General features: G+C 59.2%; 24 protein-coding genes and 2 pseudogenes. 12 read left to right on the top strand and 14 right to left on the bottom strand.

Features of this window, described 5'->3' with window-relative positions; translation table 11 throughout:
* The first annotated feature begins 365 nt into the window (after positions 1-365).
* Complete coding sequence (locus AC0L27_RS39160) at positions 366-1772, top strand: tyrosine-type recombinase/integrase (RefSeq protein ID WP_473323277.1); 1407 nt, start codon at positions 366-368, stop codon at positions 1770-1772.
* A gap of 344 nt (positions 1773-2116) precedes the next feature.
* On the opposite strand, the gene AC0L27_RS39155 is transcribed toward AC0L27_RS39160, so the two are convergent.
* From AC0L27_RS39155 to AC0L27_RS39145, 3 genes are all read right to left on the bottom strand, one after another.
* Complete coding sequence (locus tag AC0L27_RS39155) at positions 2117-2269, bottom strand: hypothetical protein (RefSeq protein ID WP_473323274.1); 153 nt, start codon at positions 2267-2269, stop codon at positions 2117-2119.
* 152 nt (positions 2270-2421) lie between these two features.
* Positions 2422-2613 carry a PilZ domain-containing protein gene (locus AC0L27_RS39150; RefSeq protein ID WP_473323282.1) on the bottom strand — a complete coding sequence of 64 codons (192 nt, stop codon included), beginning with the start codon at positions 2611-2613 and terminating at the stop codon, positions 2422-2424.
* Between the two features lie 457 nt (positions 2614-3070).
* Entirely contained in the window at positions 3071-3244 is a 174-nt protein-coding gene (locus AC0L27_RS39145; RefSeq protein ID WP_473323272.1) for a hypothetical protein, read from the bottom strand.
* Between the two features lie 115 nt (positions 3245-3359).
* Between AC0L27_RS39145 and AC0L27_RS39140 the strand changes: the two genes are divergently transcribed.
* From AC0L27_RS39140 to AC0L27_RS39110, 7 genes are all read left to right on the top strand, one after another.
* Positions 3360-3611, top strand: coding sequence for a hypothetical protein (locus tag AC0L27_RS39140; RefSeq protein WP_473323270.1), 252 nt, complete (start codon positions 3360-3362; stop codon positions 3609-3611).
* Positions 3612-5468: 1857 nt separating this feature from the next.
* Entirely contained in the window at positions 5469-5696 is a 228-nt protein-coding gene (locus AC0L27_RS39135; RefSeq protein WP_473323268.1) for a hypothetical protein, read from the top strand.
* Between the two features lie 176 nt (positions 5697-5872).
* On the top strand, positions 5873-6055 hold the full coding sequence (locus tag AC0L27_RS39130; RefSeq protein WP_473323266.1) for a hypothetical protein: 183 nt from the start codon (positions 5873-5875) through the stop codon (positions 6053-6055).
* A gap of 461 nt (positions 6056-6516) precedes the next feature.
* Positions 6517-7500 (top strand): DUF3618 domain-containing protein, encoded by a 984-nt coding sequence (locus AC0L27_RS39125; RefSeq protein WP_473323264.1) that lies wholly within the window; start codon positions 6517-6519, stop codon positions 7498-7500.
* Positions 7501-7511: 11 nt separating this feature from the next.
* Positions 7512-8192, top strand: coding sequence for a hypothetical protein (locus tag AC0L27_RS39120; RefSeq protein WP_473323262.1), 681 nt, complete (start codon positions 7512-7514; stop codon positions 8190-8192).
* Positions 8189-8605, top strand: a complete 417-nt coding sequence (locus tag AC0L27_RS39115; protein WP_473323260.1) for a phage holin family protein — start codon at positions 8189-8191, stop codon at positions 8603-8605. Before AC0L27_RS39120 ends, AC0L27_RS39115 begins: the two co-directional genes overlap by 4 nt.
* Positions 8602-9336 carry a hypothetical protein gene (locus AC0L27_RS39110; protein ID WP_473323258.1) on the top strand — a complete coding sequence of 245 codons (735 nt, stop codon included), beginning with the start codon at positions 8602-8604 and terminating at the stop codon, positions 9334-9336. The genes AC0L27_RS39115 and AC0L27_RS39110 overlap by 4 nt, the downstream gene beginning before the upstream one ends.
* Positions 9337-9710: 374 nt before the next feature.
* Here AC0L27_RS39110 and AC0L27_RS39105 read toward each other — a convergent pair whose 3' ends face one another.
* The 3 genes from AC0L27_RS39105 to AC0L27_RS39095 form a co-directional block, all read right to left on the bottom strand.
* Positions 9711-10361 carry a DUF1330 domain-containing protein gene (locus AC0L27_RS39105; protein ID WP_473323256.1) on the bottom strand — a complete coding sequence of 217 codons (651 nt, stop codon included), beginning with the start codon at positions 10359-10361 and terminating at the stop codon, positions 9711-9713.
* Positions 10362-10429: 68 nt separating this feature from the next.
* Positions 10430-11401, bottom strand: a complete 972-nt coding sequence (locus AC0L27_RS39100; protein ID WP_473323252.1) for an ABC transporter substrate-binding protein — start codon at positions 11399-11401, stop codon at positions 10430-10432.
* Between the two features lie 282 nt (positions 11402-11683).
* Positions 11684-12682, bottom strand: a complete 999-nt coding sequence (locus tag AC0L27_RS39095) for an ABC transporter substrate-binding protein (RefSeq protein ID WP_473323249.1) — start codon at positions 12680-12682, stop codon at positions 11684-11686.
* Between the two features lie 1361 nt (positions 12683-14043).
* Here AC0L27_RS39095 and AC0L27_RS39090 point away from each other — a divergent pair.
* Positions 14044-14502, top strand: coding sequence for a MaoC family dehydratase (locus AC0L27_RS39090; RefSeq protein ID WP_473323248.1), 459 nt, complete (start codon positions 14044-14046; stop codon positions 14500-14502).
* A 166-nt stretch (positions 14503-14668) separates the two neighbouring features.
* On the opposite strand, the gene AC0L27_RS39085 is transcribed toward AC0L27_RS39090, so the two are convergent.
* Positions 14669-16219, bottom strand: a complete 1551-nt coding sequence (locus tag AC0L27_RS39085; protein WP_473323246.1) for a winged helix-turn-helix domain-containing protein — start codon at positions 16217-16219, stop codon at positions 14669-14671.
* A 145-nt stretch (positions 16220-16364) separates the two neighbouring features.
* On the opposite strand from AC0L27_RS39085, the gene AC0L27_RS39080 reads away from it, so the two are divergent.
* Positions 16365-16604, top strand: a complete 240-nt coding sequence (locus AC0L27_RS39080) for a DUF1127 domain-containing protein (RefSeq protein ID WP_473323244.1) — start codon at positions 16365-16367, stop codon at positions 16602-16604.
* A gap of 153 nt (positions 16605-16757) precedes the next feature.
* Here the strand turns inward: AC0L27_RS39080 and AC0L27_RS39075 are convergent, their stop codons facing one another.
* The 7 genes and pseudogenes from AC0L27_RS39075 to AC0L27_RS39045 form a co-directional block, all read right to left on the bottom strand.
* The gene (locus AC0L27_RS39075) at positions 16758-17300 is read right to left on the bottom strand and encodes a DUF2380 domain-containing protein (RefSeq protein ID WP_473323241.1); all 543 of its coding nucleotides are present in this window, start codon (positions 17298-17300) and stop codon (positions 16758-16760) included.
* A 261-nt stretch (positions 17301-17561) separates the two neighbouring features.
* Complete coding sequence (locus AC0L27_RS39070; protein WP_473323239.1) at positions 17562-18134, bottom strand: TetR/AcrR family transcriptional regulator; 573 nt, start codon at positions 18132-18134, stop codon at positions 17562-17564.
* Positions 18135-18166: 32 nt separating this feature from the next.
* Positions 18167-18658, bottom strand: coding sequence for a DUF302 domain-containing protein (locus AC0L27_RS39065; protein ID WP_473323237.1), 492 nt, complete (start codon positions 18656-18658; stop codon positions 18167-18169).
* Positions 18659-18724: 66 nt separating this feature from the next.
* A complete protein-coding gene (locus AC0L27_RS39060) occupies positions 18725-20179 on the bottom strand; it encodes an amidase family protein (RefSeq protein ID WP_473323235.1) in 1455 nt (484 codons plus the stop codon).
* 300 nt (positions 20180-20479) lie between these two features.
* Entirely contained in the window at positions 20480-21412 is a 933-nt protein-coding gene (locus AC0L27_RS39055; RefSeq protein WP_473323279.1) for a heterodisulfide reductase-related iron-sulfur binding cluster, read from the bottom strand.
* A 279-nt stretch (positions 21413-21691) separates the two neighbouring features.
* Positions 21692-21748 (bottom strand): annotated as a pseudogene (locus AC0L27_RS39050) (4Fe-4S binding protein); the annotation flags it as partial.
* Positions 21749-22076: 328 nt separating this feature from the next.
* Positions 22077-23417 (bottom strand): adenylate/guanylate cyclase domain-containing protein, encoded by a 1341-nt coding sequence (locus AC0L27_RS39045; protein WP_473323232.1) that lies wholly within the window; start codon positions 23415-23417, stop codon positions 22077-22079.
* Positions 23418-23529: 112 nt separating this feature from the next.
* On the opposite strand from AC0L27_RS39045, the pseudogene AC0L27_RS39040 reads away from it, so the two are divergent.
* Together AC0L27_RS39040 and AC0L27_RS39035 are read left to right on the top strand one after the other, a co-directional pair.
* Positions 23530-23717, top strand: a pseudogene (locus AC0L27_RS39040) (RraA family protein); the annotation flags it as partial.
* A 396-nt stretch (positions 23718-24113) separates the two neighbouring features.
* A partial coding sequence (locus AC0L27_RS39035; protein WP_473323230.1) for a hypothetical protein occupies positions 24114-24355 on the top strand: 242 nt, incomplete at its 3' end.

Below are 24355 nucleotides of genomic sequence, written 5' to 3'. Positions count from 1 at the left end.
GGCCTTCCCTGCGCGATGGTTGGACGGCTTATGCCGTGCTCTCCCGGGAGCCGAGTTCCTTTTGGCCTCCCTCGTCCTAGCGAAATTCACCGACATCGCGCCGGTTGACGCAGATGCCGCATTCGCCAGGGCTTGACCGTAGCAACGACGGCCAGGACCACACGTCTATATTTTGGCATTCGGTGAAACACGCCGAAACTAACAAAAGACTTTGATTTAAGTGCTTTTCGACTACCCTGATGCAGGCTGTTTCAGCGGGCTTCACCAAATCAAGGGCCCGGCCCTAAGCCTTTCAGCGTCCGCACGACAAACTGAAAGTCTCAAAGCCGAGCCCTTTGGTCCCAAGCCTTAGGAGCCGAAACCACATGGATAGTAGCATCGTCCCCTCCCCTCTCGGCAAGCGCGGCCGCAATAGCAGCGTCATCCTGACCGACCGCCTGTGCGAGAAGCGGGTTGCCAAGCGGACCAAGTTCTACGACCGCAAATGCCCCGGCCTCTACGTCAGCATCACCACGGCGGGCGCGGCGACCTTCTCCTTCAAGTTCACCGACAGGCAGACTGGGAAGCAGCGCACCGGCTGGCTTGGCGTCTACAATCCCGAGACCTTCACCGTCGAGGACGCCCGCGGCAAGGTCTACGGCCTCAAGGGAATGGGTACCGACGCCCTCGCGGAGAGTTTCCGGGACCAGAAGGCCAAAGCGGCAAAGCGCGGAAAGACTGTCGCCGAGATCATTGAAGAGCGGATCGAGTGGATGAAGACACTCGTCAAGAAGCCGGATGGCGAGATGCGGCCCCGCCTGGAGGCTTGGGAAAATACGGCGAGCCACCTGCGCCGGTTTCTCGGTGCGAGGCTTGGCAAAACACTCGCGAGAGACGTCACGAAGCACGACATCGCGACACTCTCGAACGACATCGTTGCCGGCAAGTTTGGCAAGCCCTCCGTCAGCAACGCGCGCCACATGCGCAAGGCCGCATCGGGCTTGTTCAACTGGGCGGCTGAAGCAGGCCGTGACTATGTGACAGCCAGCCCCTGCATCAACCTGCCGAAGCTCGATCCTGAGCATCCGCGCACGCGAGTCCTGTCGGAGAATGAGATCAGGATCTTCTGGCATGGACTGGATCGCAAGGACCTGCCCTGGGACCGCCGGACCCGGCTGGCGCTCAAGTTCGAGCTCGTGACCATGCTTCGCTCCCGTGAACTGCTCGGTGCGCACCGGGATGAGCTGTTCGACCTCGACGGCGACAACCCGCGTTTCGACGTGCCGCTCAAGCGGGTGAAGAAGCGGCGGGGGATCCAGCAGCCGCTGTCCGATCTGGCGGTTGAAATCATCAAGGATGCACTGGCGTCCGCAGACCAGCAGTTTGTGTTCGAAAGCCCGATGTACAAGGGCCAGCCGATCCACCGTAAAGCAATGGCCGACGCCCTGCGCGGCACCAAGCATGAGAAAAACAAGGAAAAGACGAAGACCGCCGGACTTTGCGAACTGCTCGGCCTCAAGCCGTTCACGCCGCACGATCTGCGGCGGACGGCGGCAACATTGGCCGGCGATCTCGGCTTTGACGATGCTGCCATCGCCAAATGCCTTGACCACGCCGTGACAAAGAAAGGCGACACCATGGTGCCGACCGTCACGGGCAAGGTCTACAACCACTCCCGACGCATGAAAGAAAAGCGTGCGGTACTGGACGGAATCGCTATTGAGCTGCGGCGAATCGTTGGCGCGCCCGTTGCCAAAGCTCTGGAGCATGAAGGGCCGCGGCTCGCCGCCTGAGGGCGCCAAGCCGTCTCGGGCCAGGCCCTGCCCTGCGCAGGGCTTCGCAGAGGCGAAAATATAAGCTTAAATCAATGCCATGACGCGGCTGTGTCCTCCGTTGTGTCCTGATCCGAATCCAAAAGATATTTTGCATCCATACGCCTCAACTCACGATCCGGTACACCTTCGCGTGCTTCAGCGTCGGTCCCGGTTCACGGACAGGTCCCCGCTGAACAGGTCGCGAACGCGAGCGTTCCGTTGGTGGAACACCCGTCGTTGTACGGCTCACAGGCGGACCCGGCTGGCCGACGCTGGATCATCGGACGAAGCGATACACCTTCGCCCGCTTCCGCCTCGGCCGGTCAATACAGCTTCCGCTTCAGCTTTCTGATCAGCCCGCGCAGATCGTCGGCATAGGCCGCGATAATTGCCCGTGCTTCGTCCATCCGCGATGCCTTGCGCTTCGGTTTGGGCGGCGGCTTGGGCTTGGGTTGCCGGTTCGTCGGCCGGGTCATGATAGCTGCAACGTCGCGCCGCAATGGCCGGGACTATTGATGTGGATCAAAAAACGAACGGCAGTTCCCGCGAGCCGCCGCGCGCTCACGGCACGACCACTCAGGCCACCACGCCCGGCACAGACCGCGCGGCGCTAACAACACACTGAAGATCAGGAAAACGCCACTCCGATTCGTCGGTCGGAGCGCCACACCGCGCGGCAGGGTTGCTGCAACTTTGCACTGGGAATGACCAGTGTGAACTCGTGCGGAATGCCAGATGCGCTAGGCACGTCCACTTGGGCGCCCATGTCGGACAGATTTCGGACGACGCAATTGAAGGCGCCTCCCGGAAACTCGATCATTGCGCCTTTGAATACGCGCTGACGGCGTGCGGTTCGCTTGTCCATGGCGCTGAATTCTACGCACCATTTCTGAGAGATCGATGAAATCTGTCGCGGAAACTCCGATCAGAATTTGCTGACGAGGTAGATGTATTGTTTACCGTCAGATCGGCCCCGAGATTGTGCACACACCGTCGCCTGCTGATGCGGCAAGCGCGGCCGTGTCGGGCGCCAAACCCGAAGGCCCACAAAACGCAAAGACCCCAACGCCTCCAGAGCGCTGGGGTCAAAGCTTGCCAGAAAGGTCGTCCGGGGTGTGCGAAGCCGAACCCGTGCAGCCTAGATTGGGGCGCCTAATTTATTATTAATGACCTGCTAAGGTCGGTCTCAGAACACTGCACGAAAGCGATTGGAAAATTGAACTCGCGTTAAACGGGTCTCAGTAGATTACCCCTCTTTCGAATTGAGTGGGTGTTTTCTAGTGCATAACGTTTTCCCATTTCCAAAATCCGCTTCCAAACACGCGGTCGAGACCGCTCATCATGCTCGCCGCGCGATCCTTCTGCTCGATCTCTGCCTGCAGCACACCCGTGCGCTGATCCAGGACTGCCCTCCGAGCGACAATAAACACAAACTGGAGCATCAGCTTCAAGAGGCGCGAATGCTACTCGATATGCTGCGAGCTTCGGCGGAGACGATGTTTCCAAACGTAGACCTGCATCAGGATTGACATGCTCCGCCTCCGCGCAATCCGCCCTGACGATTTCATGGTGTTTGGAGACGGCCAGCTGATCGGGGGGATCCGGCTTGCCCATGAGCGCGCGCCCGCCGTTTGGCTTTGGAACGTCACCGTCACCATTCCCCGCCCGCCGTTCGGCGACGCAGCGACGCTGGATGAGGCGAAGGCACGCTTCAGCGTCGCATGGGACGCGTTGAAGGCGAAGCACGGCCCGGAGAAGCTGGCAAACGAGTTTGAAGAAACTGATTGGGCGAACCGGCCGGGAAGGTATGGGCGGTGAGCTTCATTCCAGCATGCCAACTGCACATTCCGCAGTGTGCCGCTGGCGATAGAGCTTCACCTCTTTGACGATCAGGCCAGCGATGATGAGTGCCATCACCATCACCCGCGGCGCCGGAAACCGCCGAAGGTTATCCAGCACATCCTTCAGTCGCCCGGAGTGCCCCTTATCGTGTTACCCGAGCTATAGGTCGGACCTTCCTTTGCCGCCCGCACTTGCCGGTCTCGCTCAGCCCAGACCGGAAGCAGCCGGCCGACACTCCGAAGGGCGCTCATGACCCGAAGGCGAAGTCGCCCTGTCCATTTGCATGTCCACTAATGGGGAGCTGACCTCGCGGCGAGTCTTTCCGTTGATGAGTGCGGCCCATCGCCTAGGTTGCGGTACCGCCTATGAGCCGACCACCCGGTACGCTGCCTAGACTTCGCATTGGGGCAATAAGCCGACTTTGCTTGCGACAATGGCCGCAAGCTTTTTGACTACTGCTGTTAGTGGGAAGAGAGGAGAGCCGCGAAGCTAAACGCCAACAGGCAGGCGGCAGCCAATGACCAAAACGCTATTGCGATTTCTTTGGGCGTGTCGCACCAACGCAAGAATGCGCATTGAGTTCCTGCGGCGCGGTCTGCAGGGAGCGGATTACTGCCGCGTAATGGTGCGTAGCTCGGCTGCTAGCTCAGCTTTCAGTTCGTCCTCAAGCTCCCGGAGATGCTTCGCAGTTAGCCCGTCCGGAAACTCTTTTATGAGCTGGCGACAGTGCGCCAGCTTCCGTTGTATCGCTAAGACGTCCTGATGATTTTCCATCTGGAGAAAATCCTCTGCCCGTAGGTCTTGTAAAGCAGTATCCCTTTTCGCGAGCTTGCCGACGTAACCAAGCCGACGCGGCGCCCCAGTACCTTGGCCGCCTTGGCTGCGGTGGCCCGTCCTTTGGCGAGCTTAGTCGGGCCAATTCGTGCTGCGTCCAAACGGGCTTCAGCTTGGGCGAATCCTCGATGCTATCCATGCGGCAAGGTCGCGCCTCATGTTAACAAAATCAAAACTATGCACCCCGCACTTCAACGGACACCAAGTCCGGGCGGAAATTCGTAACGCTTACCAGCGGCGATGGTGCCGCCAACCGTAGTGATGGCCTCGGCCTCTGCCCCAACCGTAGTGATGACCACGCCCCGCCGCGATGACCTCACCCGTGGCCACCGCGATGTCCGTGGCCGCCCTTAACCTCGAGAGGGGCAGTGTGCGACCCGCCCAGTGCGTCCGGCTCGGCAGCTGGCATTGCCGACCCCGACGGTGCAGGCGTTAGAGCAACGGCTCCGGCCACTAGGCGGGCCAAGCAAATCCAGTTCCTGCAAGCGCTCTCCGGATAATAACAAGACCATGGGTGAGCCAGCGGCGGACATAAGCCGCGGGTTCGCTCCGGTTCGTCAACAATGAAGGCGGGAAAAGTTGCAATGAGAGCTGACGATGTTCAACATGATTGCTTGGTTGCACAGCCACGCTGGAAACTTTCCTGACCGGAGCGATAGCAGCGCGTCACCCGAAGACGACAACAGGCATTCTTGCCTCCGGCCCCCTAGCGACCAGGTCCTGCACCGATGCCAGAGGCCGGACCCTGCGGCGCGATCTCTCACTCGCGAGATCGATAGCGGGCAATGGGGCGTGCCCGTCCCCTGAGATCTCGCCGCCGACATACGGCCTTCGAACAGACAAGTCACAAGCAGCGGACCGGCCTTCTATTTCGTTACACCTTGCGCGGCAGTGCGAATTAGCCGGCTTCCTGAACTTATTCCGGGTCTCTCCTACGCCTGCATCATGGCAACGGAACAAAGGGACCTCGCTGATCTTAGTTAGTCAGGAGACCTGCTCATGCTGTGCTCAAGACCACCACGGCCCATTCGCACGACGCTCGATCTCGCCAACGCACAGCAGGTAAAGTCAGTGCGAAAGCGGCTTCGCATCACCCATGCCGATTTGGTCAAAATCGTCGACAAGATCGGCAATTCCTTAGCGGCCATCGAAAAGGAAGTTGATCTCGAAAAGCTAACGGCGGTTCAGCCGCGCAATGAGAAAAGTGGGCCTGCGACCTTCGAATAACATTCGTTCACCGAGCCAGATGGATACTTGTGATGAACGGCCTGATTTACATCATAGGACTGATAGTTGTAGTTGCGGTCATTCTCTCGTTTTTCGGCTTGCGATGACCGCTTCGCTCTTCCGGGAGATGCGGCCGCCGATCCGATAAAACAGTTCGCATTTTCGAGTGACGTAAAATGATTGATTCCCACCAGGTGAATATAATCATCTCCACGACGATTTGCGCGTTTTTTGCAAATCATCCAGACGCAAAAATTGGAATTGAAGAAGCCAAGCTGCTCGCGAAGCAAATTGCGGAGGCTCTCAACGGGGCGGGACTGCAGATTGCTGCCGCCGATCCGGCGAGTGCGACTGACTAGTGATGCCTGCTGGCGATCGTCCAGCGCTCATGCGCCACTCTCGCTGACCGGAGATCGGCTGTCGTTCAGCTGGTTCGTTTGGCGCTCGGCCCAGTTGGGTCCTATCGCTTGCCACGACCGAGGCGCCGCGTAATTCGTCGGCACCACATTGAGCTGCATATGACGATTAGGGGGTGCGGACCCGGATCTCTCCCCGTGACGGTCGATGCCCGGGCCGCACAGCAGAACAGAGCATGCAGCCGACTGCGCCGATCGGCTGATATCTACTCCCGTCTGAGCTGCCGCTAACACCTGCTGAGTTGTATTGCAGTCTCGCGTTTGGCGACGATCAGATCACGCTCTCGCCCGTGCCAAGTGTGCTCTGTCAATGGAATGCACCGCCGCGGAGCGGGTCACTAGGAACAATTCAAAAAACCGTGAGTTCGATTGAAAGAAACCGAAAAAGCGAAAGAGGTAATGCGATGACGCGGTCCGTGGAAGAATTAAGGCGGGAGTCCGAGCGAAGTCGCGCTGAGTTGGCCGCTACGGTCGATCGGCTGAAAGAGCAGGTCTCGGACACGGCCGAGGACATCCGCCACAAGGTGTCGCCGCAGCACATCAAGTCGGAAGTATCCGAGTACGTCAGCCACACGACAAAGAGCTGGGTCGACGGACTGAAACAGCAAGTCATGGACAACCCGATGCGGACAGTGGCCGCCGGGACGGCCGTGGCGGTTCCACTCCTGCGCTTGGCACGCGGTGTCCCCTTGCCGCTTTTGATGATCGGTGCCGGCTTGGCGCTCACTTCGAAAGCCGTGCGAGACCGCGCCGCCGAGGTTTCCGGCCCCGCGATGGACAAGGCGGGCGAGGTTTTCGAGGACATGGCGGGCCGAGCGCGCGCTATGCAAGGCGATCTCACGGATCAACTATCTTCCGCCCGGAATCAGGCCGCCAGCATGGCCGACACCGCGCAAGATTCGACTGCCGGTCTCGCGGCGGATTTACGCGCACGGGCCAGCCAAGGCGCCGAGACGATTGGCGAGAAGCTCAAGAGCGGGGTGGATGCGGCGAAGGACAGTGCCTCGGCAGCGAAGGACGCGGCCGGAAGGGTGCCCGAACAAGCTCGCGCGATTATCAGCGATAATGCCGCGCTGATCGCTGGCCTTGGCGTTGCGATCGGAGCCATTATTGCAGCCGCTCTTCCGGAAACCAAGGTTGAAGCCAAGGCAATGGGCCAGGCGAGCGACGACGTGCAGCGGGTCGCCGCCGAGGCCGCTCAGTCCGGATTTGAAGCAGCGAAAGATGCCGCAATGTCGGCAGCCGACGCGGCAACGAACAGCGTCGCTGAGGCCGGTCTCGGTGAGCATGCCAGCCGCATGACTCACAACCTCGCTGACTCGCTCAAGACAGCCGCCGACGAAGTCGTCGGAGCCGCTTTCAATCCCTCTCGCAATTCCAATACTTGAAGGAACGCATCATGAGCGATCTAGACCTGAACAGAGGCACGACATCAAATCAAGATCGGGACGCGGATGCTCCCAAGAACCTGAAGGACCAAGTGGCGGACGCTGCAGCGACTGCGAAGCAGCGGGCCGGCGACGCTTTTCAGGCAACGGCTGAAGTCGCACAGGACAAGTTCAAGGAAGCGGGGGATGCGGCCAAGGACCTCGCTTCGGGGACTATGGACGAGATTCGTGGGCAGGCACGCGAGCAGCAGCGCTCTGGAGCCGAGTTCATTGAGCGACTTGCGGGGAATGTTCGGGAAGCGGCTCGTGCCTTCGAGAGCGACGTGCCTTTCGCCGCCCGCGGCATCAACTCCGCCGCGGACTATGCTGAAGATGCCGCCGAGAAGATCCGGAACGGCAGCTTCCGCGATCTGCTCGACGGCGCGACTGATTTCGCGAAGCGCCAGCCGGCCGCTTTCCTTGGCCTCTCGGTGCTCGCCGGTTTCGCCGCCGTACGCTTCTTGAAGGCCTCCGGCGGTGACTCGCCTTCATCGCGACCTGGAACGAACAGTGGAACGTCCTCGACGCAGGGCGACGAATGGCGCGGAACCACCTCTTCCGCCAAAACCGGTCACGCATCAATGCAGGGCTCATCGGCGTCCGGCAACAATCCGCAGCGAACGACGTCCTTCAAAGGCGGCAGCGTGTCATGACCATTCAGCATGATATCAAGACAAGCCAGAACGATCTCCGGACCATCTCCACGCTGGTAGCCGGCGCGATGGGTCAGTTCGCCAAGCTGTTCCAGAACGAGATCGACTTGGCCAAGGCTGAACTCAGCGACAGAGTGCAGAAAATAACGGGAGCAGCAGCCCTCCTTGCCGGTGGCGCCCTTCTGGTGATCCCCGCCCTTGTGATGGCGCTGTTCGCGTTGTCCGCGGCGTTGATCTCCGCGGGATGGTCTCAACCGCTTTCCTACCTGACATCCGCAATTGTCGCTGGCGCCATTGCGGGCGTGCTGATTGCCGTCGGCATCAACCGGATGGATGCCCGTAATCTTGCCCCGCGGGAGACCATTCGGCAGCTGGAAAAGGACAAGGACACTGTGAAGGGAATGGTCCGATGAGCAGCACGCAAACTGGCTTTTTCGATAATCTGCTCGCAGCGGCCAAGGAAAATCCCCTTGCCGCCGTCCTTATTGGAGGCGGCGCGCTGTGGCTTATGGCTGGTGACGACAGGATCAAGGGCGCAGCTCGGTCCACGGCGGCTGCCGCGTCCGGTGTGGTCGATAGCGGAGTGAGCACGATGCGGACTACGGCATCGGTGCTCCAGCGCACTGCGGCGCCTCCCACGGCGCCCGAAATGGATCACGTAGGGTCACTCGATGGCGACGATACGTCGCAGTCAGCCAAGGGCGCCGCATCCAGCGTTCTGTCAGAGACCGCCGACAAGATGAGGGCCCAGTTCGAGGGCGGCGTAGAGATGGTGCGGGACGGCTTCGCCAAAGTGGGCGACCAGGTTTCGGGCGGCGAAGCCGTCTCAAAAGCAAAGTCGTCGTTGTCTGATATGCTCGAAAAGCAACCGCTGGTGCTTGGCGTCGTCGGCTTGGCCATCGGCGCCGCAGTCGCAGGGGCATTTCGAACAACCGACATCGAGAATGAGTATGTCGGAGAGACCAGCGATGCCGTGAAGGCCGACCTGAACAGCCGTGTTGGTGCAGTGTCGCAGGCGTTGCGCGAAAACTCCGACACGCTAGTAGCAGAGGTCTCTGATACCGGCGCGGAGGCCATGGATCGGATCAGGCAGACCGGTATGGGTGCAGTCCAATCAGCCCATGAAAGGGCCAAGTCGCTGTAGCTTGCTGTGACTGGAAGGAAGTCGTCGCGACGCCCGCGGCGACTTTTCTAGATTTTTCCTCGTACAGCATCAGCGCATCATCTAGGTGCCCACCTCGTGGACCCTGGTACGTTCAGCGTCCCTCGAGCCGTGCAGCGAAGCAGCAGATCTGCTTTAGCGGCGCCTGTGCGCGCTGTCAGCGCTCTAAGAACGGCTCCTGGTCATCGCGACGACCGCTTAGAGTCAAAAGCGGCTGGCGACGCAAGTGCACCTCGGCGTCCAGCGAGAGCAGACACCGCCCTGACTGAGCCGCTCTTCGGCTTAAGGCCAACATCCGACATCGAAACGGAGCAGGCCGACCATTGTGGCGGCCTACGCGTTGTCTACGCTGACGGCTATTTCTCAACTTCGACTATGTACCGCCGTACCGTTTTTGCGGTCTTCTCGCCTTCAGGTGCAAGGTCCTTCCATGCCTTGGATTGAAAAAAGGCTACGGCAGAATCTGCGCTATCCCACTCTGTCATTGCCACACTGATGGGAGCAGGTCCGCCCTCGGCATGAAAAACTCTGCCCTTCAACGTTCCCATAGAGCGACCGCCGGCATCCGCCAGCGCCTCTCTGGCTGCCTCGATATACGCTGGCGAGACAGTCCCGCCAGCGATTGGTTCGATCTCACCGATACTGTAGGCTTTTAGCTTGGTTTGCGCGGACAATCCTTGAACGGCGAAGCCACCGATTGTGATACCGCCGAGTATTGACAATGCAATCAAGGAATGAGTTTTCATGATTTCCTCCGACGTGCCGATAACCGGCTGCACAAGCTTATCTGAAAGGGAACCACTTTGCCTGCTCAAAGCGACCTGAGCGCAGCCGAAGAACGAAAACGAGTGATTGGATTTCGCGATCTCCGCTTGCGTACGATCACACTGCGACATCCGGGTTGTATAGTTCTCGTATTCTGCTGGACATGGGCAGGTCCGCTGCGGGCAAAAGCGTCGGTGGGGCGCTCGGCTGCAAACTTCCGGTCCGTCCTTGAGAGCCGACATGACGAGCCACCTCTCGGACGGCAGCGATGGGCCAACAAGAGACTCGTGCACCGCAGCAAAGGGCGCCTCTACTCGATCACCTGATCAGCGCGGACGAGTAGTGAAGGTGGCACGATGAGGCCGAGCGCCTTGGCGGCCTTCAGGTTGATTACTAGCTCGAATTTCGTCGGTCGCTCTACCGGTAGGTCGGCAGGCTTGGTGCCTTTGAGTATCCTATCGACGAAACCGCCTGCACGGCGGAATAGATCGGCTGTATCCGCGCCGTAGATGGATAATCCGCCATTGGCGTAGACTGGAAACAAGTAGTTTGCGGGCAGACGATGTTTCGCCGCGAGTGCGATTATTCGCGGAGCCTCGACATAGGTGAGCGGATCACCGAAATCAATTATCGCATCGGCATTTTGGGCAGAAGCAGAAGCAAAGGCGGTATCAAGTTCCTCGGCGGTGGCCGCTTCAACTGTCAGCAACTCTATGCCGAGCCTCCGCGCCATGTTGCGTGTCTCTTCCACCAAGTAGAGCATTGGATTCTTTGGATTGATTAGGACCGCGATTTTCGAGGCGCCGGGAACGAGTTCGCTAAGGACTTCGACACGTTTTCCGAAGAAATCTTCAGGGACGTTGGTGGTAATACCCGTTATATTGCCACCCGGTCGCGATAGACTTTGCACGAGGCCGAGGCGGACGGGATCAGCCACAGCCACGAATACAATCGGAATGGTGGCAGTTGCCGATTTCAGGGCTAGGGCCGCTGGTGGTCCTGCAGCGACTAGTACATCGGGATTGAGAGCCAGCAGGTCGGCGACTGAAGATGGCAATTGATCGGGAGGATGAGAAAAGCGGAATTCGATAATCAGGTTTCCATCCAACCAGCCGTGGTGTCGCAGCCCATCAAGGAATACACGCTCGGCTTGGTTAAGGGCCTGCCCGCTCCCATCCCCTATAGCAAGAAAGCCGATGCGCCGAGGCTTTCTCTGCGCCCACAAACGCTGGGGCGAAACGATCAAGACAGCAGTAGCCGCTATGAACTTCCGCCGCTTCATTCGATCCTCTCAGATGTTGAGGACGCCGGACGCGAGGGTATCAGTTCTCGATAGTTGTCGCACTCGTTGCGGGCATATGGTCGCAGGTCCGCCCTGGGGTCAAAGGCTGCCCTTGCCGGCGTGACCTTGGTCGGCACACTTTCCGGAAGCTGACGTCTCGTTATTCAATCGTTTGCGCGGCCGAGCAGCGTCGCAGGGCCGAGCGCCTTGACCTTCGAGAACATCGGGATGCTACCGGTCTTCAACCCGGTGGTCTGCAATGGGTGGTCCTTAGCTGAGCGCTTAGCGTACGTCCGCTTTAATCAACTCGTCAGCCCTCGCGATCAAATGCTGAGGAACAGATAGGCCCATATCTTTGGCAGCTTTGAGGTTGATCGCAAGCTGGAATTCGCTCGGCCCTTCGACGGGCAAATCACTTGGCTTTGCCCCGTTGAGGATCTTCTCGACGAAATATGCGCCCCGGCGCCATATTCCATCAATCGTCGGACCATAGGCAAGCAGTCCGCCGATTTGCACCCATTCTCGATATTCGTGGGCGTTCGGAATTTTGTTTTCTATTCCGAAGTCGACAATCCTCTTGCGATCAAAGACGAACCTCGGATCGGTGACAGTAGTCATCGCATCAATCATCGTATCCTGCCTTTTGCGGAGGATTGAAGCAAACGCGACCTCAAATTCCGACGGTGAACGAACTTCAAACGGCTGCGCTTCAATTCCCAATTTTTCAAATGCCGAAGAAATACTGTTGAGATGATTGCTGGCGTACGAGGGAAGCGGATTGTAAAGAACTGCCAGCCGCGAGAGTTTTGGAACAATTTCTTTCAAGAACTCGACACGTTTGACATCGCGATCAGGCGAGAGATTGTCGATACCCGTAAGGTTCCCGCCAGGATGTGAAAGAGACGAGTATAATTTGGTTTCAACGCCGCCGCGGCTCGAGAGCACGACAATGGGAATTGTCGCAGTAATCTTCTGCACCAAAAGTCCGGGGTAATTTCCCACAGCCACGATCACGTCCACATTCTGTCGGACGAGATCGGCAGCCATATCGGGCAGAAGTTCCGGATGTCCTTTTGCCTCCCGCCATTCGATGGTGAGATTGTTGCCCTCCGAATAGCCGCGATCACTTAATTCGCGAACGAAGCCGTTTACCCAAGGATAACTGCTCAAATTAGCCGTCAGATATCCAATTCGGTAAATCATTTTAGATTGCTGCGCTTGACCCGCCAGCGGCCACACCGCAGCGCCGCCGAGTGCCGTTATGAACTGGCGCCGCTTCATGTCTGATGCCTCCGCAAAGCCTAGAGACAACCTATCACTCGCTTCAAACTAACACATTGGAACCGGCCGGCTATGACCTCTGCCACAGAATCTCGAGTAGGCCTGCCAGCCGCGCGATGTCCGGTCGGGGTCAATCGCGTCGATCCCGACGGCATACCAGCACGTCCCCTTTGGCGCCTGCCAACGGACATCAACCCCTGACCACGTAAAGGTGCCAGAATCGGCCATCCAGATTGTTTCCCAAAGCGGCCGGCAAACGGCCCAAGCAATTGCTGGATCGCTATCAAGCGGCCGGCGGCAGCACGCACATCCCGATCCAGCTACTTGTGCGCGACCGCACCGCTCGCTCGATACCCCGTTAGTGAGAGGGAGTCTCGGAACTCGGCCTGCGGGACGCATAATACGTTGCACTATCACTGATCTTGTCGGGGACCCATTCCTCCGCGGTTGAGTCCCAATGATGAGTGTCGTCGAAGTGTTTCCAGAGTGGCCGCTTTGGCTTGCTTTCACCCTTCTGTCGTTTTGCATTCAGTGCGCGGAGTTGGACGACGAGCACCCCAGCCATCATCACCCATTCGCGAGCGCTATATCGGGAGTTCCATTTGATTGCGGCGAGCATTGGATGCCTCCTTTAAAGTAAGAAGCCTCTGCCACGTTAGCGTGGGCCAAGAATGCAGGGATGTAAACTACTTCACAGTTAGCCAACATCTTCGACATAGCCGCGGGCGATCTCACTGCCCGGCGACCGTAATCTACGTTCGTTCGGCGTCATTTTGCCGCGCCATCAAAACGCCCGCGACGATGTGTAGGATTGTTTTTTTGTCTCAAAGGCACGTCTCTCTTAGAGAGTGGATTTTATCGATCGTAGGTGCGCTCTCCATAGAGGTCAGCGTATGCTCCGTCCAAGGACCGCTAATGGAATGGTCCGGCCGTGCTGCGGCCCTGCCAGTACGAGAAGCTGGCAAGGGGCGCCCAAGACAAGGAGCACGCCATGTCTCAGAAACTCGACGCTTCGCCCGCCGTCATCGGCATCGATACCCGCCGAGGTCTGCGAGAGGAATGAGACAACGATGGAGGATCGGTCTTCCCGGCGCATGCGAACACTGGTGACCCGAATGGCCCGTTCGAGGCCTGTCCGCTAATTAGCTCGAATGCGCGCTGATATCCATGATGGCCCGGAGCACAACACGCTCCAATCAGAGGCCGGATACAGTTGATGCAAGACCGCATCTGCCAGGTTGACGAAACCTCTTGCAACGCGCGGCCGGACCATACATTGGGTCAGAAGCTAACTCGATGACATCGCACTTTAGAGCGGATACATACATCACAGCCAGCCCGGATAACGTTGGGAGCAATTTATGGCCAGTCTGTACTTCGACGAGGCCGAGATCGGCCAGCTGCGTACGGCTGGCCCCTACCTCGTCTCCAGCGAGGAGATCGTTGAGTTTGCCAGAAAGTATGATCCTCAGCCCTTCCACACAGACGAGGAAGCTGCCGCACGATCCGTCTTCGCGGGTTTGACGGCCTCGGGCGCCCACACCTTCGCGATACTTATTTCCTTGTTGAGCAAGACGCAGCCGTACTCACTTCGTATCATTGCTGGGCTCGGTTGGGATGACCTCAGGCTGCCCGTCCCCGTGCGCCCGGGAGACGAACTCACTCTCGAAGTAGCCATCCTGGAGAAGCGCGAGTCGAAGTCGAAACCCGACAGAGGTATTGTCAGAAATCAGATACATCTGCGGAATCAAAAGCTCGAAACGGTATTGCAATGCATCAATAACGTGCTCGTCGCGCGCGGACGCATTGCGAACGGCTAAACACTCAGCCCGACGTTCGGTTGGACGCGTCGCATACCCATAAGCGACTTGAGCCCCTACGGGTTAAAAGCAGTCCTCGGGCGGATCCGCATGGCAGGTCGCATATGGGCCAATTCCGGAAGTGACCGCATCATCCGATCACCCGTCGGTGTAGGCCAGCGTGGGCTCATTCGGACAACCCCGCTTTCCGAAGGCCCTCCGTCATCAGCTTGGCGTTTGATTGCCCGCCCCGAGCGATCCACGCGGATATTGTAAAGGCGGGATCGAACTCAAGCAGATGCGCCGCCGCCTCACGGGCCTCAGCATCGAGTCCGACATGGGCGTAAGCGGACGCGAGACAGCGATGAGCTATCGAAAAGGAGGGGTTCTGTCGCAGGGCTTTCTTCCCTGCGACGATGGCCTCGTCAAACCGACCGAGCTCAATAAAGGCCAATCCCATCCCACCAAACGGCAAATATAGCTGCGGATTTACCGGGCTCATGCGAATGGCACGTTCAAAGCTCCTGACTGCTTCCTCCGGCAGCCCCGCAGCTATATAGACCCAGCCTCTGCCGCCCCATGCTCGATGTGAGTTTGGATTGAGCGAGACCGCCCGATCAGCCAATTCGACACCACTTTCATAATCGCCGACCATGTATGCCGAGATAAAGGAAGCCCATGCTACCGTGTCTGCATCACTATCGTCGAGGCTCAATGCCAAGCGAAGCAGTCGAATTGCTTCCTTTCGGTCGAATTGAGGATCGGCAGCATAGCCCAAAAGGACGTTTCGCGTGTGGCCGACGCCTGCCAAAGCCGCGACCAAGCCGAACTGAGGATCCAGCTCCAAAGCGCGATGAGCCAGCCTGATCGCCTCGGCAACCCCTTCGCGGGTCGTCAGGTAATACTGTTGCAGGGCTCGGAGATAGAAATCATATGCGGTGAGGTTCTCCGGTCGGCGCCGCGTCGCCAGAGCAATCTCTGTTTGAAACAACTTTGGCTGAATAGCCGAGACAATTGCGAGCATGACGTCGTCCTGCAGCGCAAAAATGTCTGTCATGTCGCGCTCGAACCTGTCCGCCCAGATGTGTGTGCCCGTAGCTGCTTCAATCAACCGGCCCGTGATGCGAACTTTCCCCGATGCCTTGCGCACCTCCCCCTCGAGGACATAGCGCACGCCCAGCCTCCGTCCGACTTCCTTGATGTCGACCGCTTTGCCCTTGAAGGTGAAACTCGAATTGCGAGCGATCACGAACAGCCCTTTGAACCGTGAAAGCGCGGTCGTGATCTCCTCAACCATCCCGTCCGCGAAGTACTCCTGCTCGGGATCACCAGACATGTTCGCGAACGGCAGCACGGCGATCGAGGGCTTGTCGGGAAGGGCAGGAACGCTCTCGGGCGCATTGCCAGGGTTTAGACCTGCGACCTTTCGCGCTTCCCGCACCTGTCCGACGAAGCGGAAGCCCTTGCGGGGTAGTGTTTTGATGAAGCGTTGTTCCTCGCCGGAATCGCCGATTGAAGCTCGGGCGGCATTCAGGCGGGTTGTCAGCGCCGCGTCAGATACGCTGCGCCCATTCCAAATGGTTTTGATGAGGTCGTCTTTGCTGACCACCCGCTCCCTGTTGCGGATCAGGTATTCGAGCAGGTCAAAAACCTGTGGTGTCATCGACACCGCATCGGTCCCCCGATGCAGCTCGCGCCGCTCGGTGTCGAATGCGTATTCCTCGAAAAGATAGCGCAAGCTGCCATTCCTTCCCGGGGTCGCCTCTGTACTAGCGCATGAACAGTAAGCCGCCGGTTAGAAAAATGTAAGCCACCAGTTAAGCGCGCCCGCGCATCTTGCGGCAACTTCTGCCTAGTGAACAGTCCAGACGGGACACATCCTAATGAGCACGATCGACGAGACCACTGAGCTGGGGCCGGTAACCGCAAGGCGGCAGGTCTACAGTCCTCTCGAAACATATTGGAATGCATTTCAGGAGTGGCGCAAACGCCGGAGATTACTGGACAACTTGTGCGACCTAAGTGACAGGGAGCTAATGGATATCGGTATTACGCGCAGCGAAATCGATTACCTCGCTTCGCATCCAGGTTGCGATCCGCGAGGCGTCCTGTCCGGCGAATGAATGTCGATACTTGGCAGCGGTGGAAGGTCGGAATGGTCACTATCAGAGGCGTTGTGGCGCTCCGATATGGGTCAAAGGCTGCCGTCGATAGCTCGCATTGCCTTATGGGCCAAAACCGGACTCAGGGTGCCATGCACATGCGTCGCGCGTAGTCTATTGCTGCGATCTGCTTTCAAGCAGCAGGTCGCGAACCTCCTCCGATACAAAGCGCTCCGCTCGCTGCCATGCCTCATCGTTGTCGCCGCGGAACTGGAAGTATTTCCTAAACACGATGCGCTGGGATTTTGTATCGATAGCAACAGTCTGCGCAAACAGCACCAGCGTGCTCATCATATGGAAGCCGCCGATGATCAGGATCTGCGCGCCGGCCTGTGACGCCGCGCGCAGCCGATCGCGCAACGTCGGTCCGTCGGTCGGACAATTTGAAGCACAGGAGGACGGCACAAGCTCGAAACGGTGGTCCGCCCTGACATCGTCCCGCAGCGCGGTCATGAAGGCCCGCAATCGCTTTTCATGTACGGCCGTCTGATCGGTGGCCTCGTTCGACGTGTCTATATATTTGAAATCGTCGACGGAGACAGCTAAGGCGTGGCCGGCGGTCTCGGCGAATGCATCGGAGATAAGGCTGGATCCCAGGAACAGACCGGCTGCGGTAACAGCGCGCAAGATTGAGCTGTGGCGCATGATCTCCTCCATTAAGTCCATCTTAGAAGATCGATTCTTTCCGTCTCCTGTCTAAGAAATTAATCCTTGGTAACGCTAGGCGGCCGCCCATAGCAGCGCAGCGTAATGTCTGCAGTGGCTCATAAGCGGCCCTGGACGGGCTGCGCGCGGAGGTCAGCTACGGGCCAAAAGGAGACATAGCTCGTGGTCAGACTAGTGATTAGTCCGGAGTGTCGGGTCGGGTGGCGTGGAAAATCCTTCCGCACCTCTCCGTCCTTTCCTGATCTAGCAAGATCAAACTTTCGCCAAGCGCAATGCGGCCTCAACCCCGCCTTCCAGGATTTGCTCCGCCTGGACAGTGTCGGGGACGGCCCGCGCGAACTGCAGGGTGCCCACCATGAGGCCGAAGATGGCGGTCGCGCGGCGGCGAGTCTCTGCAGGATCGGCTTCCGGAATTAGTGCGGCCAGCGACGAAGCGTAGCTTCGTAGCGCCTTCTCGTAGTTCCGCCGAGTGGACAAGGGCTGGCGGGCGATTTCCGAAAGCAACGCCGCCGAAGGACACCCGCCGGCCGGGTCTTGGAGATGTGCGCGGTTCAGGTATCTGCGGATAGCGCCTTCAAGGTTCAGGCCCCTCCCCTGATCATGATCGAGACGATCTTGCTGGTCTCCGAGCGCGCTCTCCAGCGCCTCGCGAACGAGTGCGTCTTTGGACTCGAAGTGCGGAGAGAATGCGCCTTTGGTCAGACCGGCCTCGCCCATGATCCCGGCAATCCCAGCGGCGGAGATACCGTCTCGGCGTATGCACTTCGACGCCACGTCGATGATGTGCCGTCGCGTCGCTGCCTTGTGTCCTTTCTCGAAACGCATCTTCTCTCCACTCCATCAATGACCCGCAGCCGTTAAGCTGCAGCCGCTTCCAACAGGGTCTGGAGGTCGCGATCAAGTTGCTGGGCAACTGCATCCACATGATCGCTGCCAAACTGACCGAAAAGGGATGCTGGTCGATCATATTCGAACGCGACAGCACCATCGTCATCCTCGCGCAGCAGGACGCGAATGGGCGCATACAGCCCCGCCGACAGTTGATGCCGGGTCATCTTGGATGCGGTGAGCGGATTTCCGATATCAAACTGGATAGAGCGGCGCGTCAGCCCGGCAATTGCCAGGAGCGCCCCATGGTCACGCTGACCGAAGATGGTGAGCGGTGGACATGCCTCCAGCTCTCGAAGTGCGCGCTCGCTTTCCCCGTATCTCAAGAGAGTGAAGATCCCGTCATCGATGCGGGGTGCTAAGCCCGCGAGCTTGGCTCGAACGTCCTCGAAGGGCTTTGTTGAGCGGATGGTGACGTGCTCGACCGGAATGGCGCGCGTTGAGTGCAGTGCATTGGCCATCTGTTGATCCTCTAGACGTTTGTCGATGTTACAGTGGGTCCTTCGCCGCGCGAAGCGGCCACGACGTTAGATCGCACTGGGGTTGGCACCCGAGATGCCTTCGACAATGCGGGCAAGGTCTAGAAGCCGCCGGTCGCTTCCCAAGGGGGCGTCCAGCTCGAGACCGATCGGCAGTCCCGCGCGCGACAGGCCAACAGGAAGGCTGATACCCGGCAGTCCCACGCTGCTTGCCGACACGGTATGGTTCGCCAAAGCGAGGTAGCTGACGTTCTGCCTCGCGATATGGACGGTCGCCTGCTCCTCGATCAAAGGCGCCGTGCAGGGCGTGGTCGGTTGCAGAATAGCCAGCGCCCCATGAGAGACGAACGCCGTGTGGAGCCGGCGCTGAATTTCCGGCCGGCTCACGTTGAGCGCCGTCTGATAGGCCCCTGCCGAGGTAGCACCCTCGCCGCCTGGCAGTACGATGTGCCCCCACGCCTGCCGAAGTTGGGGCTTGAGGCCCTCGTAAATGGCCTCGAACGTGGTCGGAATCTCATGGCGGCGAAGAAATTCCGAGATGGTGCCCATCGTTTCATGAGCGAAGATGCCCCATGTCGCGGTTTGGACGAGGGAATTGAAGTCGTCGCCAAGGTCTACTTCAACGACCTCAGCGCCGGCGTCCTGCAGTCGCCGGACCACCGCGCGGAATCGGGTCTCGACTTCCGCGTCAACCAGATCCAAGAACTGACGCGGCGCGAAGGCCAGCCGGGTTCCCTTCAGGCCGTAGCCGCCGCCGGAGGGTCCCGCAGCCTGTTCACCAGTTACGACCTGATCCACCAGGATGCAGTCCTCAACGCTTCGGGCAAATACGCCCGTCGTGTCGAGTGTATGGGAGATAGGAGCAACGCCGTTGCGCGGCCAACGCCCAGTCGTTGGCTTGAAGCCCACGACTCCACAGAACGATGCGGGTACCCGGATTGACCCGACGGTGTCACCGCCCAGGGACGCGGGAACGAGTCCAGCAGCCACGGATGCGGCGGAGCCGCTTGAGGAGCCGCCCGACATGCGATCCCGTGCGTGCGGATTTTTCACCTGACCGTAGCGTGCGTTGTGACCGGTCAGGCCGTAAGACATCTCGACGAGGTTGTTCTTGCCGAAAATCAACGCGCCCGCCCCCTTGATGGCCCGGACAGCGTCGGCATCTTCGCGCGGAACAAAATGAGCCAGACCTTCGATGCCCAGGCTAGTAGGTAGCCCTTTCGTCAAATAACTGTCCTTCACCCCGAGCGGCACGCCAAGGAGCGGGGCCGCCGATGCGGCCGCACGCGACTTGTCTGCGGCCCTCGCGGCCGCCAGTACCCCCGCCTCGTCGATGGTGATGAAGGCATTTAGTTCGGCAAGTGCTCGGGCGCGCTGTAAGAGCGCCGCGGTGTAGGCTTCCGAGGTAATGTCGCCGTTGCGAACCGCTGCTGCACCGGCTGCGAGCCCAAGCGAGCTGGCATCTGTGGTTTGTTGCGATGAGGCAGTGGCCGTGTGGTCCATGAATCCTCGCTGGGAGCTGTTTGGCTGCATCGACCGCCGCCCCAACAGCGGTCCAGCTCGATGCAATTACGGTCATAATATGAAATTACGAACGTAATTCAATGGAGGTGGCGACCTCGCTGAGGACACATGAGCGTGAAGTGCCGACTGACCGATCAATTGCGGCCAATGATTATTCCAAGGACGATTTCAGCTTTGGGTCATAACCGGCCCTGCGCGGAGGTCAGCTACGGGCCGACAACGGAAGTAGCAGTCCAACACGCGCCTCGCCTCGCCAACGCTCAGCTCGGGCGCATCGGGCTATTTCAAAGGAAGCGGTTGGTCGCCGAGCAGGCCCTTGGCGATGACGCTGCGAGCCACCACGGGATCAAGCGAATGTTGCGCGATGAGATCATGGCATTCAGTGGCGATCTGTTCAGCATCCTGCAACAGCTTGAGCTCTTTGTAGCGGTCGTGGCGACGCAGCCCCATGCTCTCGCCGACGACTTCGAGAACATTGATGATCCGAAATGGCCAATCGCGTTCATGCGCGCACAGTTCGCGATGATCGGAATGATAGACCGCGACCAGCGCGTCCACACCTGCATCCGCCGCCGACTGAAGCTCGTTCCGCTGCAACTCTCGCTTGAACGCGGGAAGAACCCCGACGTTGACACTCTGCAGGCCGACCGCCGGCTGATGCAAATCGACGAGTTCAATGCCGGGGACCACCTGCAAAATTTCAACCGCGGCTTCCATAACGCCGGAGACGCCGGGATGCCGGTGCAGTGCGACCCGAAGCTTGACCTCTTTGCGCAACCGCGGGATCAACAATGCCAGACGCTCGCTGAGAAACCGCAAAAATGGCGTCATCTCGAATGGCCGGGGCCCGCCTTGCCGTTCGATGGCTGGAATCGTGGTTTCGGTGAACTGGACATAGCAACTCGGGCACCACGAGATTACCTGACCGGACTTCGAGTGCGACATCTTCTCGATCGAGTTCGAGCCCATACGCCCTGACATTTCGACGTCGCCGGTACTTAACTGATGGATGCCGCAGCAATGGGTCGGCCCACCCATAACCTGATAGGTGACGCCGAGCGCATCCATGATATCGAGCGCCAGCAACGCGATATGCGGCGTCTTGAGCACATTGCAGCCGGTATAGAACACGAAATCCGGAGCCTCGCGGGGGATTGCGGCTGACGCCGTCTTCTGGCCGAGCCGCTCCAGCATTTCGTCGTCGAGCTGCAATCGCGACAGTATGGTCACATCGCGACTGAGATCGCGAAATCGTGTCAGGCCCTGGCGCCGCCGCTCGGACAGCTCGTGGTGGCTCTTTGTCATCGCAACGCGCGCCATGGCCAGCATGAAGCGCGGATTGACGCCATAGCCGCAAGCTTTGATGCATTCGCCGCTGCGCATGCAGGCGGAGGCCCATTTGGCTGACACCTCTGGTCCCTCGCCCGTGCGCACGATGTCAATAATGCCGCTAATGATTTCACTAGAAGCCGCACCCGCGATGCCCGCGGGTGCCACGCTCGGGCAAACCTCGACGCATTTTCCGCACCGCGTGCAAGCGTCGAGCATGTCCTCAACCCGGTCGCCCAGCGCCGTCTCGAAAGAGATCTCGCTCATCGGCTGAAGGTCTCCACCCTTTAGCCAATGCGAAGGTTCAAACGACGCAGAGGCTAGGTATTAGCAGCGGAAACGTAGTCCTTGCACGAAGGGACGTAAATGGAAAAGGAGGAACCGGGTAGTCCGCGAAACGTCCGATTTGGGTCAGAATGCGAAGAATTCGGAGTGAGCAAATCTCGTCCGCTCCGCCCCATTAAACGGACCTCAATAAGGAATGATGGCACTTCGCGGCCGGGCCAGAAGAGGGCATTCCGCTGACCGCGTCGCGGGTGAAATCGTGCTAGATGGTCACCGCACGGTACAGACGCCATTCGTCAGGCACGCCTTTGAGAACGTGACGGCCGCGCTCTTCAAACGTCAATCCGGAGCCTGCTACGAGATCGCGAACCGTCTGTGATACCAGAATTTCACCCGGTGCAGCTAGCGCCGCAACACGCGCGCCAATATGAACGGCAATGCCAACAATATCTTGAGCGACGAATTCGCACTCGCCGGTATGCAAACCGCAACGGACCTTCAGGCCGAGCGGACCCAGCGCATCGCCGATTGCGCTGGCGCAACGCACGGCGCGCGCTGGCCCGTCGAACGTGGCAAGGAAACCGTCGCCCGTGGTGTTGATTTCGCGCCCGCGATACTGGCCGAGCACATCCCGAACTTTGGCATAGAACGCGTCGAGCAACGCGCGCCAGGCGCCGTCGCCGAATGCGGCGGCGCGTTCTGTCGATCCCGCAATGTCGACAAACAGCAGGGTCGCAAGCACCCTGTCTGGCTCGGCTGCTTGGCGATGCCCGGTGACGAACTCTTCGACCTCATCAAGAATTGCGTTCTGGTTGCCAAACCAGACCGTATGGTCCTGACCGCTGAGCTCAACCAGTTTGGCGCAAGGAATCTGCTGCGCCATGTAACGCGCATGCTTCACGTCAATGACGCGCTCATCGGTTCGATGTAAAATTAAAGTCGGTACGCGCGTGACGGGCAGGATGTCTCTGACATCGATCTCCCGGTTCATGCGCATGATCGAAGATGCCGCGCCTGGGCTTGCTGAAGCCCTGAAGTAAGCGGCGATTTGCTCAAGTGTCTGCTTATTGCCTGCAACACTGGGCGCCCACATCAGCAAACTTATTGCATCCGTCGTGCCCCAGTGGTGCTCAATGTCATCGAGGAAAGTGCTCCACTGCGCATCGGTCCATCCGAACGTGTAGTCAGGTGCCCACGAGCGCCGTGCATACGTGCCACAAAGCACCAGAGCCGACGTGCGCTCGGGATAAGTCGCTGCATAGAGCAGCGACATCGGACCGCCCTCGGACACGCCAAACAAGGTGGCCCGCTTGGAACCAACCTGATCCAGCACTGCCTGCACGTCGTGCATCCGCTGTTCAAGTGTGAAGATCTGGGAACCGCGATCGGACATTCCGGTGCCGCGCTTGTCGAACATGATGACCCGAGAAAATGTTGCAAGCCTACGGAAAAAGGAGGTGCGCGCCGGCGATTGCCAGAGCGCTTCACAATTGGAGACAAAACCCGGGACGAACAGCAGGTCGCGCGGACCATCGCCAATTACCTGATAGGCAATGTGGACATCGTCACTTTTAACGTAGTGGGTGGCTGGGACGTCAGCCATGTTGGCCTACTGCGTGACAAGACTGCGTGGCGCGAGTGTCGCACCTCATTCCGTGTCAGGCCAGCGAAATCAGGTCGCAAATTTAACGGGCTCGACCACCGGCCGCCCGTCGACGGCGAAGCCCGACGACCTGATCCATGCCGACCGCCATGGCACGATCGTGATCCGGCGTCGCCGCCAAGCTGCCGGAGGCCGAACTCTGCGGCCGCCGCGAGACCCCGATTCTGGAGATCGCTTGCAGCCCCGACTTCTCGCTGCAGAAGCTGAAGGCGGCAGATGCGCTCGGCGGAGATTGATTAAAGGCGAAAGTGGGCAAGTCCGCGCCGCAGTTGGGGCTTGTGAGGTCCGCTCTTTCCTTGAAAGCGGCGCAATAGCGGACCCCCCCGGAGGTCCGAGTTGGGCCAATCGCGTCGGTTTGGCGTAAAGTGTGGAGGTCCGCTCCGGCGCTTCACAAGCAGACATCGGCCCGCTGGTGGATCAGTCCATTGTCCAGCGGCTTGGGTCATCGTCAGCTCCAAATCGATAGTCCCTTGTCGCAATTGCGTCGGCCGCCAGATGCTAGATGCACCGGACCTCAAGGTCTTGGGGTATTTGCAGACCCGCCATTAATTTGGCGGTCGGTTTTGTGGGGGCGTTTGCCAAAGATAAGCATGCTTTGCAGCGATTTTTTCCCTCCCGCTCCCCTCGACCAATAAATTGCTCGAACTGGTCTTGTTGCTGGAAACGCGTGAAGCGCTGGAGGCGCACCAAGCGCCTTGGATGCCGGGAAAAACGCTCCGCGGCTCACTCCGCGAGTGCGCGAATAAATTGGCGCCTGGCCGATCTTCATTGTCTTGCAATCAGACGGGCCACGGGGCGTCTCTCAACTGCTCGACCCGCTACTTAATCGTCGCGTGCACCGTGATCACCGATGTGCCAGAAGTCTTCGGCCCCTTACC

The sequence above is a fragment of the Bradyrhizobium sp. Ken51 genome (genome assembly GCF_055807435.1).
This window is presented reverse-complemented; position numbering and strand designations above follow the sequence as displayed.

Coding starts and splice junctions, on each gene's coding strand:
- AC0L27_RS39115 (WP_473323260.1), top strand. CDS start 8,189: ATGACCATTCAGCATGATATCAAGACAAGCCAGAACGATCTCCGGACC.
- AC0L27_RS39135 (WP_473323268.1), top strand. CDS start 5,469: ATGCTGTGCTCAAGACCACCACGGCCCATTCGCACGACGCTCGATCTC.
- AC0L27_RS39150 (WP_473323282.1), bottom strand. CDS start 2,613: ATGATCGAGTTTCCGGGAGGCGCCTTCAATTGCGTCGTCCGAAATCTG.
- AC0L27_RS39090 (WP_473323248.1), top strand. CDS start 14,044: ATGGCCAGTCTGTACTTCGACGAGGCCGAGATCGGCCAGCTGCGTACG.
- AC0L27_RS39130 (WP_473323266.1), top strand. CDS start 5,873: ATGATTGATTCCCACCAGGTGAATATAATCATCTCCACGACGATTTGC.
- AC0L27_RS39045 (WP_473323232.1), bottom strand. CDS start 23,417: ATGGCTGACGTCCCAGCCACCCACTACGTTAAAAGTGACGATGTCCAC.
- AC0L27_RS39160 (WP_473323277.1), top strand. CDS start 366: ATGGATAGTAGCATCGTCCCCTCCCCTCTCGGCAAGCGCGGCCGCAAT.
- AC0L27_RS39080 (WP_473323244.1), top strand. CDS start 16,365: ATGAGCACGATCGACGAGACCACTGAGCTGGGGCCGGTAACCGCAAGG.
- AC0L27_RS39155 (WP_473323274.1), bottom strand. CDS start 2,269: ATGACCCGGCCGACGAACCGGCAACCCAAGCCCAAGCCGCCGCCCAAA.
- AC0L27_RS39125 (WP_473323264.1), top strand. CDS start 6,517: ATGACGCGGTCCGTGGAAGAATTAAGGCGGGAGTCCGAGCGAAGTCGC.
- AC0L27_RS39065 (WP_473323237.1), bottom strand. CDS start 18,658: ATGGCCAATGCACTGCACTCAACGCGCGCCATTCCGGTCGAGCACGTC.
- AC0L27_RS39120 (WP_473323262.1), top strand. CDS start 7,512: ATGAGCGATCTAGACCTGAACAGAGGCACGACATCAAATCAAGATCGG.
- AC0L27_RS39060 (WP_473323235.1), bottom strand. CDS start 20,179: ATGGACCACACGGCCACTGCCTCATCGCAACAAACCACAGATGCCAGC.
- AC0L27_RS39140 (WP_473323270.1), top strand. CDS start 3,360: ATGGTGTTTGGAGACGGCCAGCTGATCGGGGGGATCCGGCTTGCCCAT.
- AC0L27_RS39100 (WP_473323252.1), bottom strand. CDS start 11,401: ATGAAGCGGCGGAAGTTCATAGCGGCTACTGCTGTCTTGATCGTTTCG.
- AC0L27_RS39075 (WP_473323241.1), bottom strand. CDS start 17,300: ATGGAGGAGATCATGCGCCACAGCTCAATCTTGCGCGCTGTTACCGCA.
- AC0L27_RS39095 (WP_473323249.1), bottom strand. CDS start 12,682: ATGAAGCGGCGCCAGTTCATAACGGCACTCGGCGGCGCTGCGGTGTGG.
- AC0L27_RS39110 (WP_473323258.1), top strand. CDS start 8,602: ATGAGCAGCACGCAAACTGGCTTTTTCGATAATCTGCTCGCAGCGGCC.
- AC0L27_RS39105 (WP_473323256.1), bottom strand. CDS start 10,361: ATGTCGGCTCTCAAGGACGGACCGGAAGTTTGCAGCCGAGCGCCCCAC.
- AC0L27_RS39070 (WP_473323239.1), bottom strand. CDS start 18,134: ATGCGTTTCGAGAAAGGACACAAGGCAGCGACGCGACGGCACATCATC.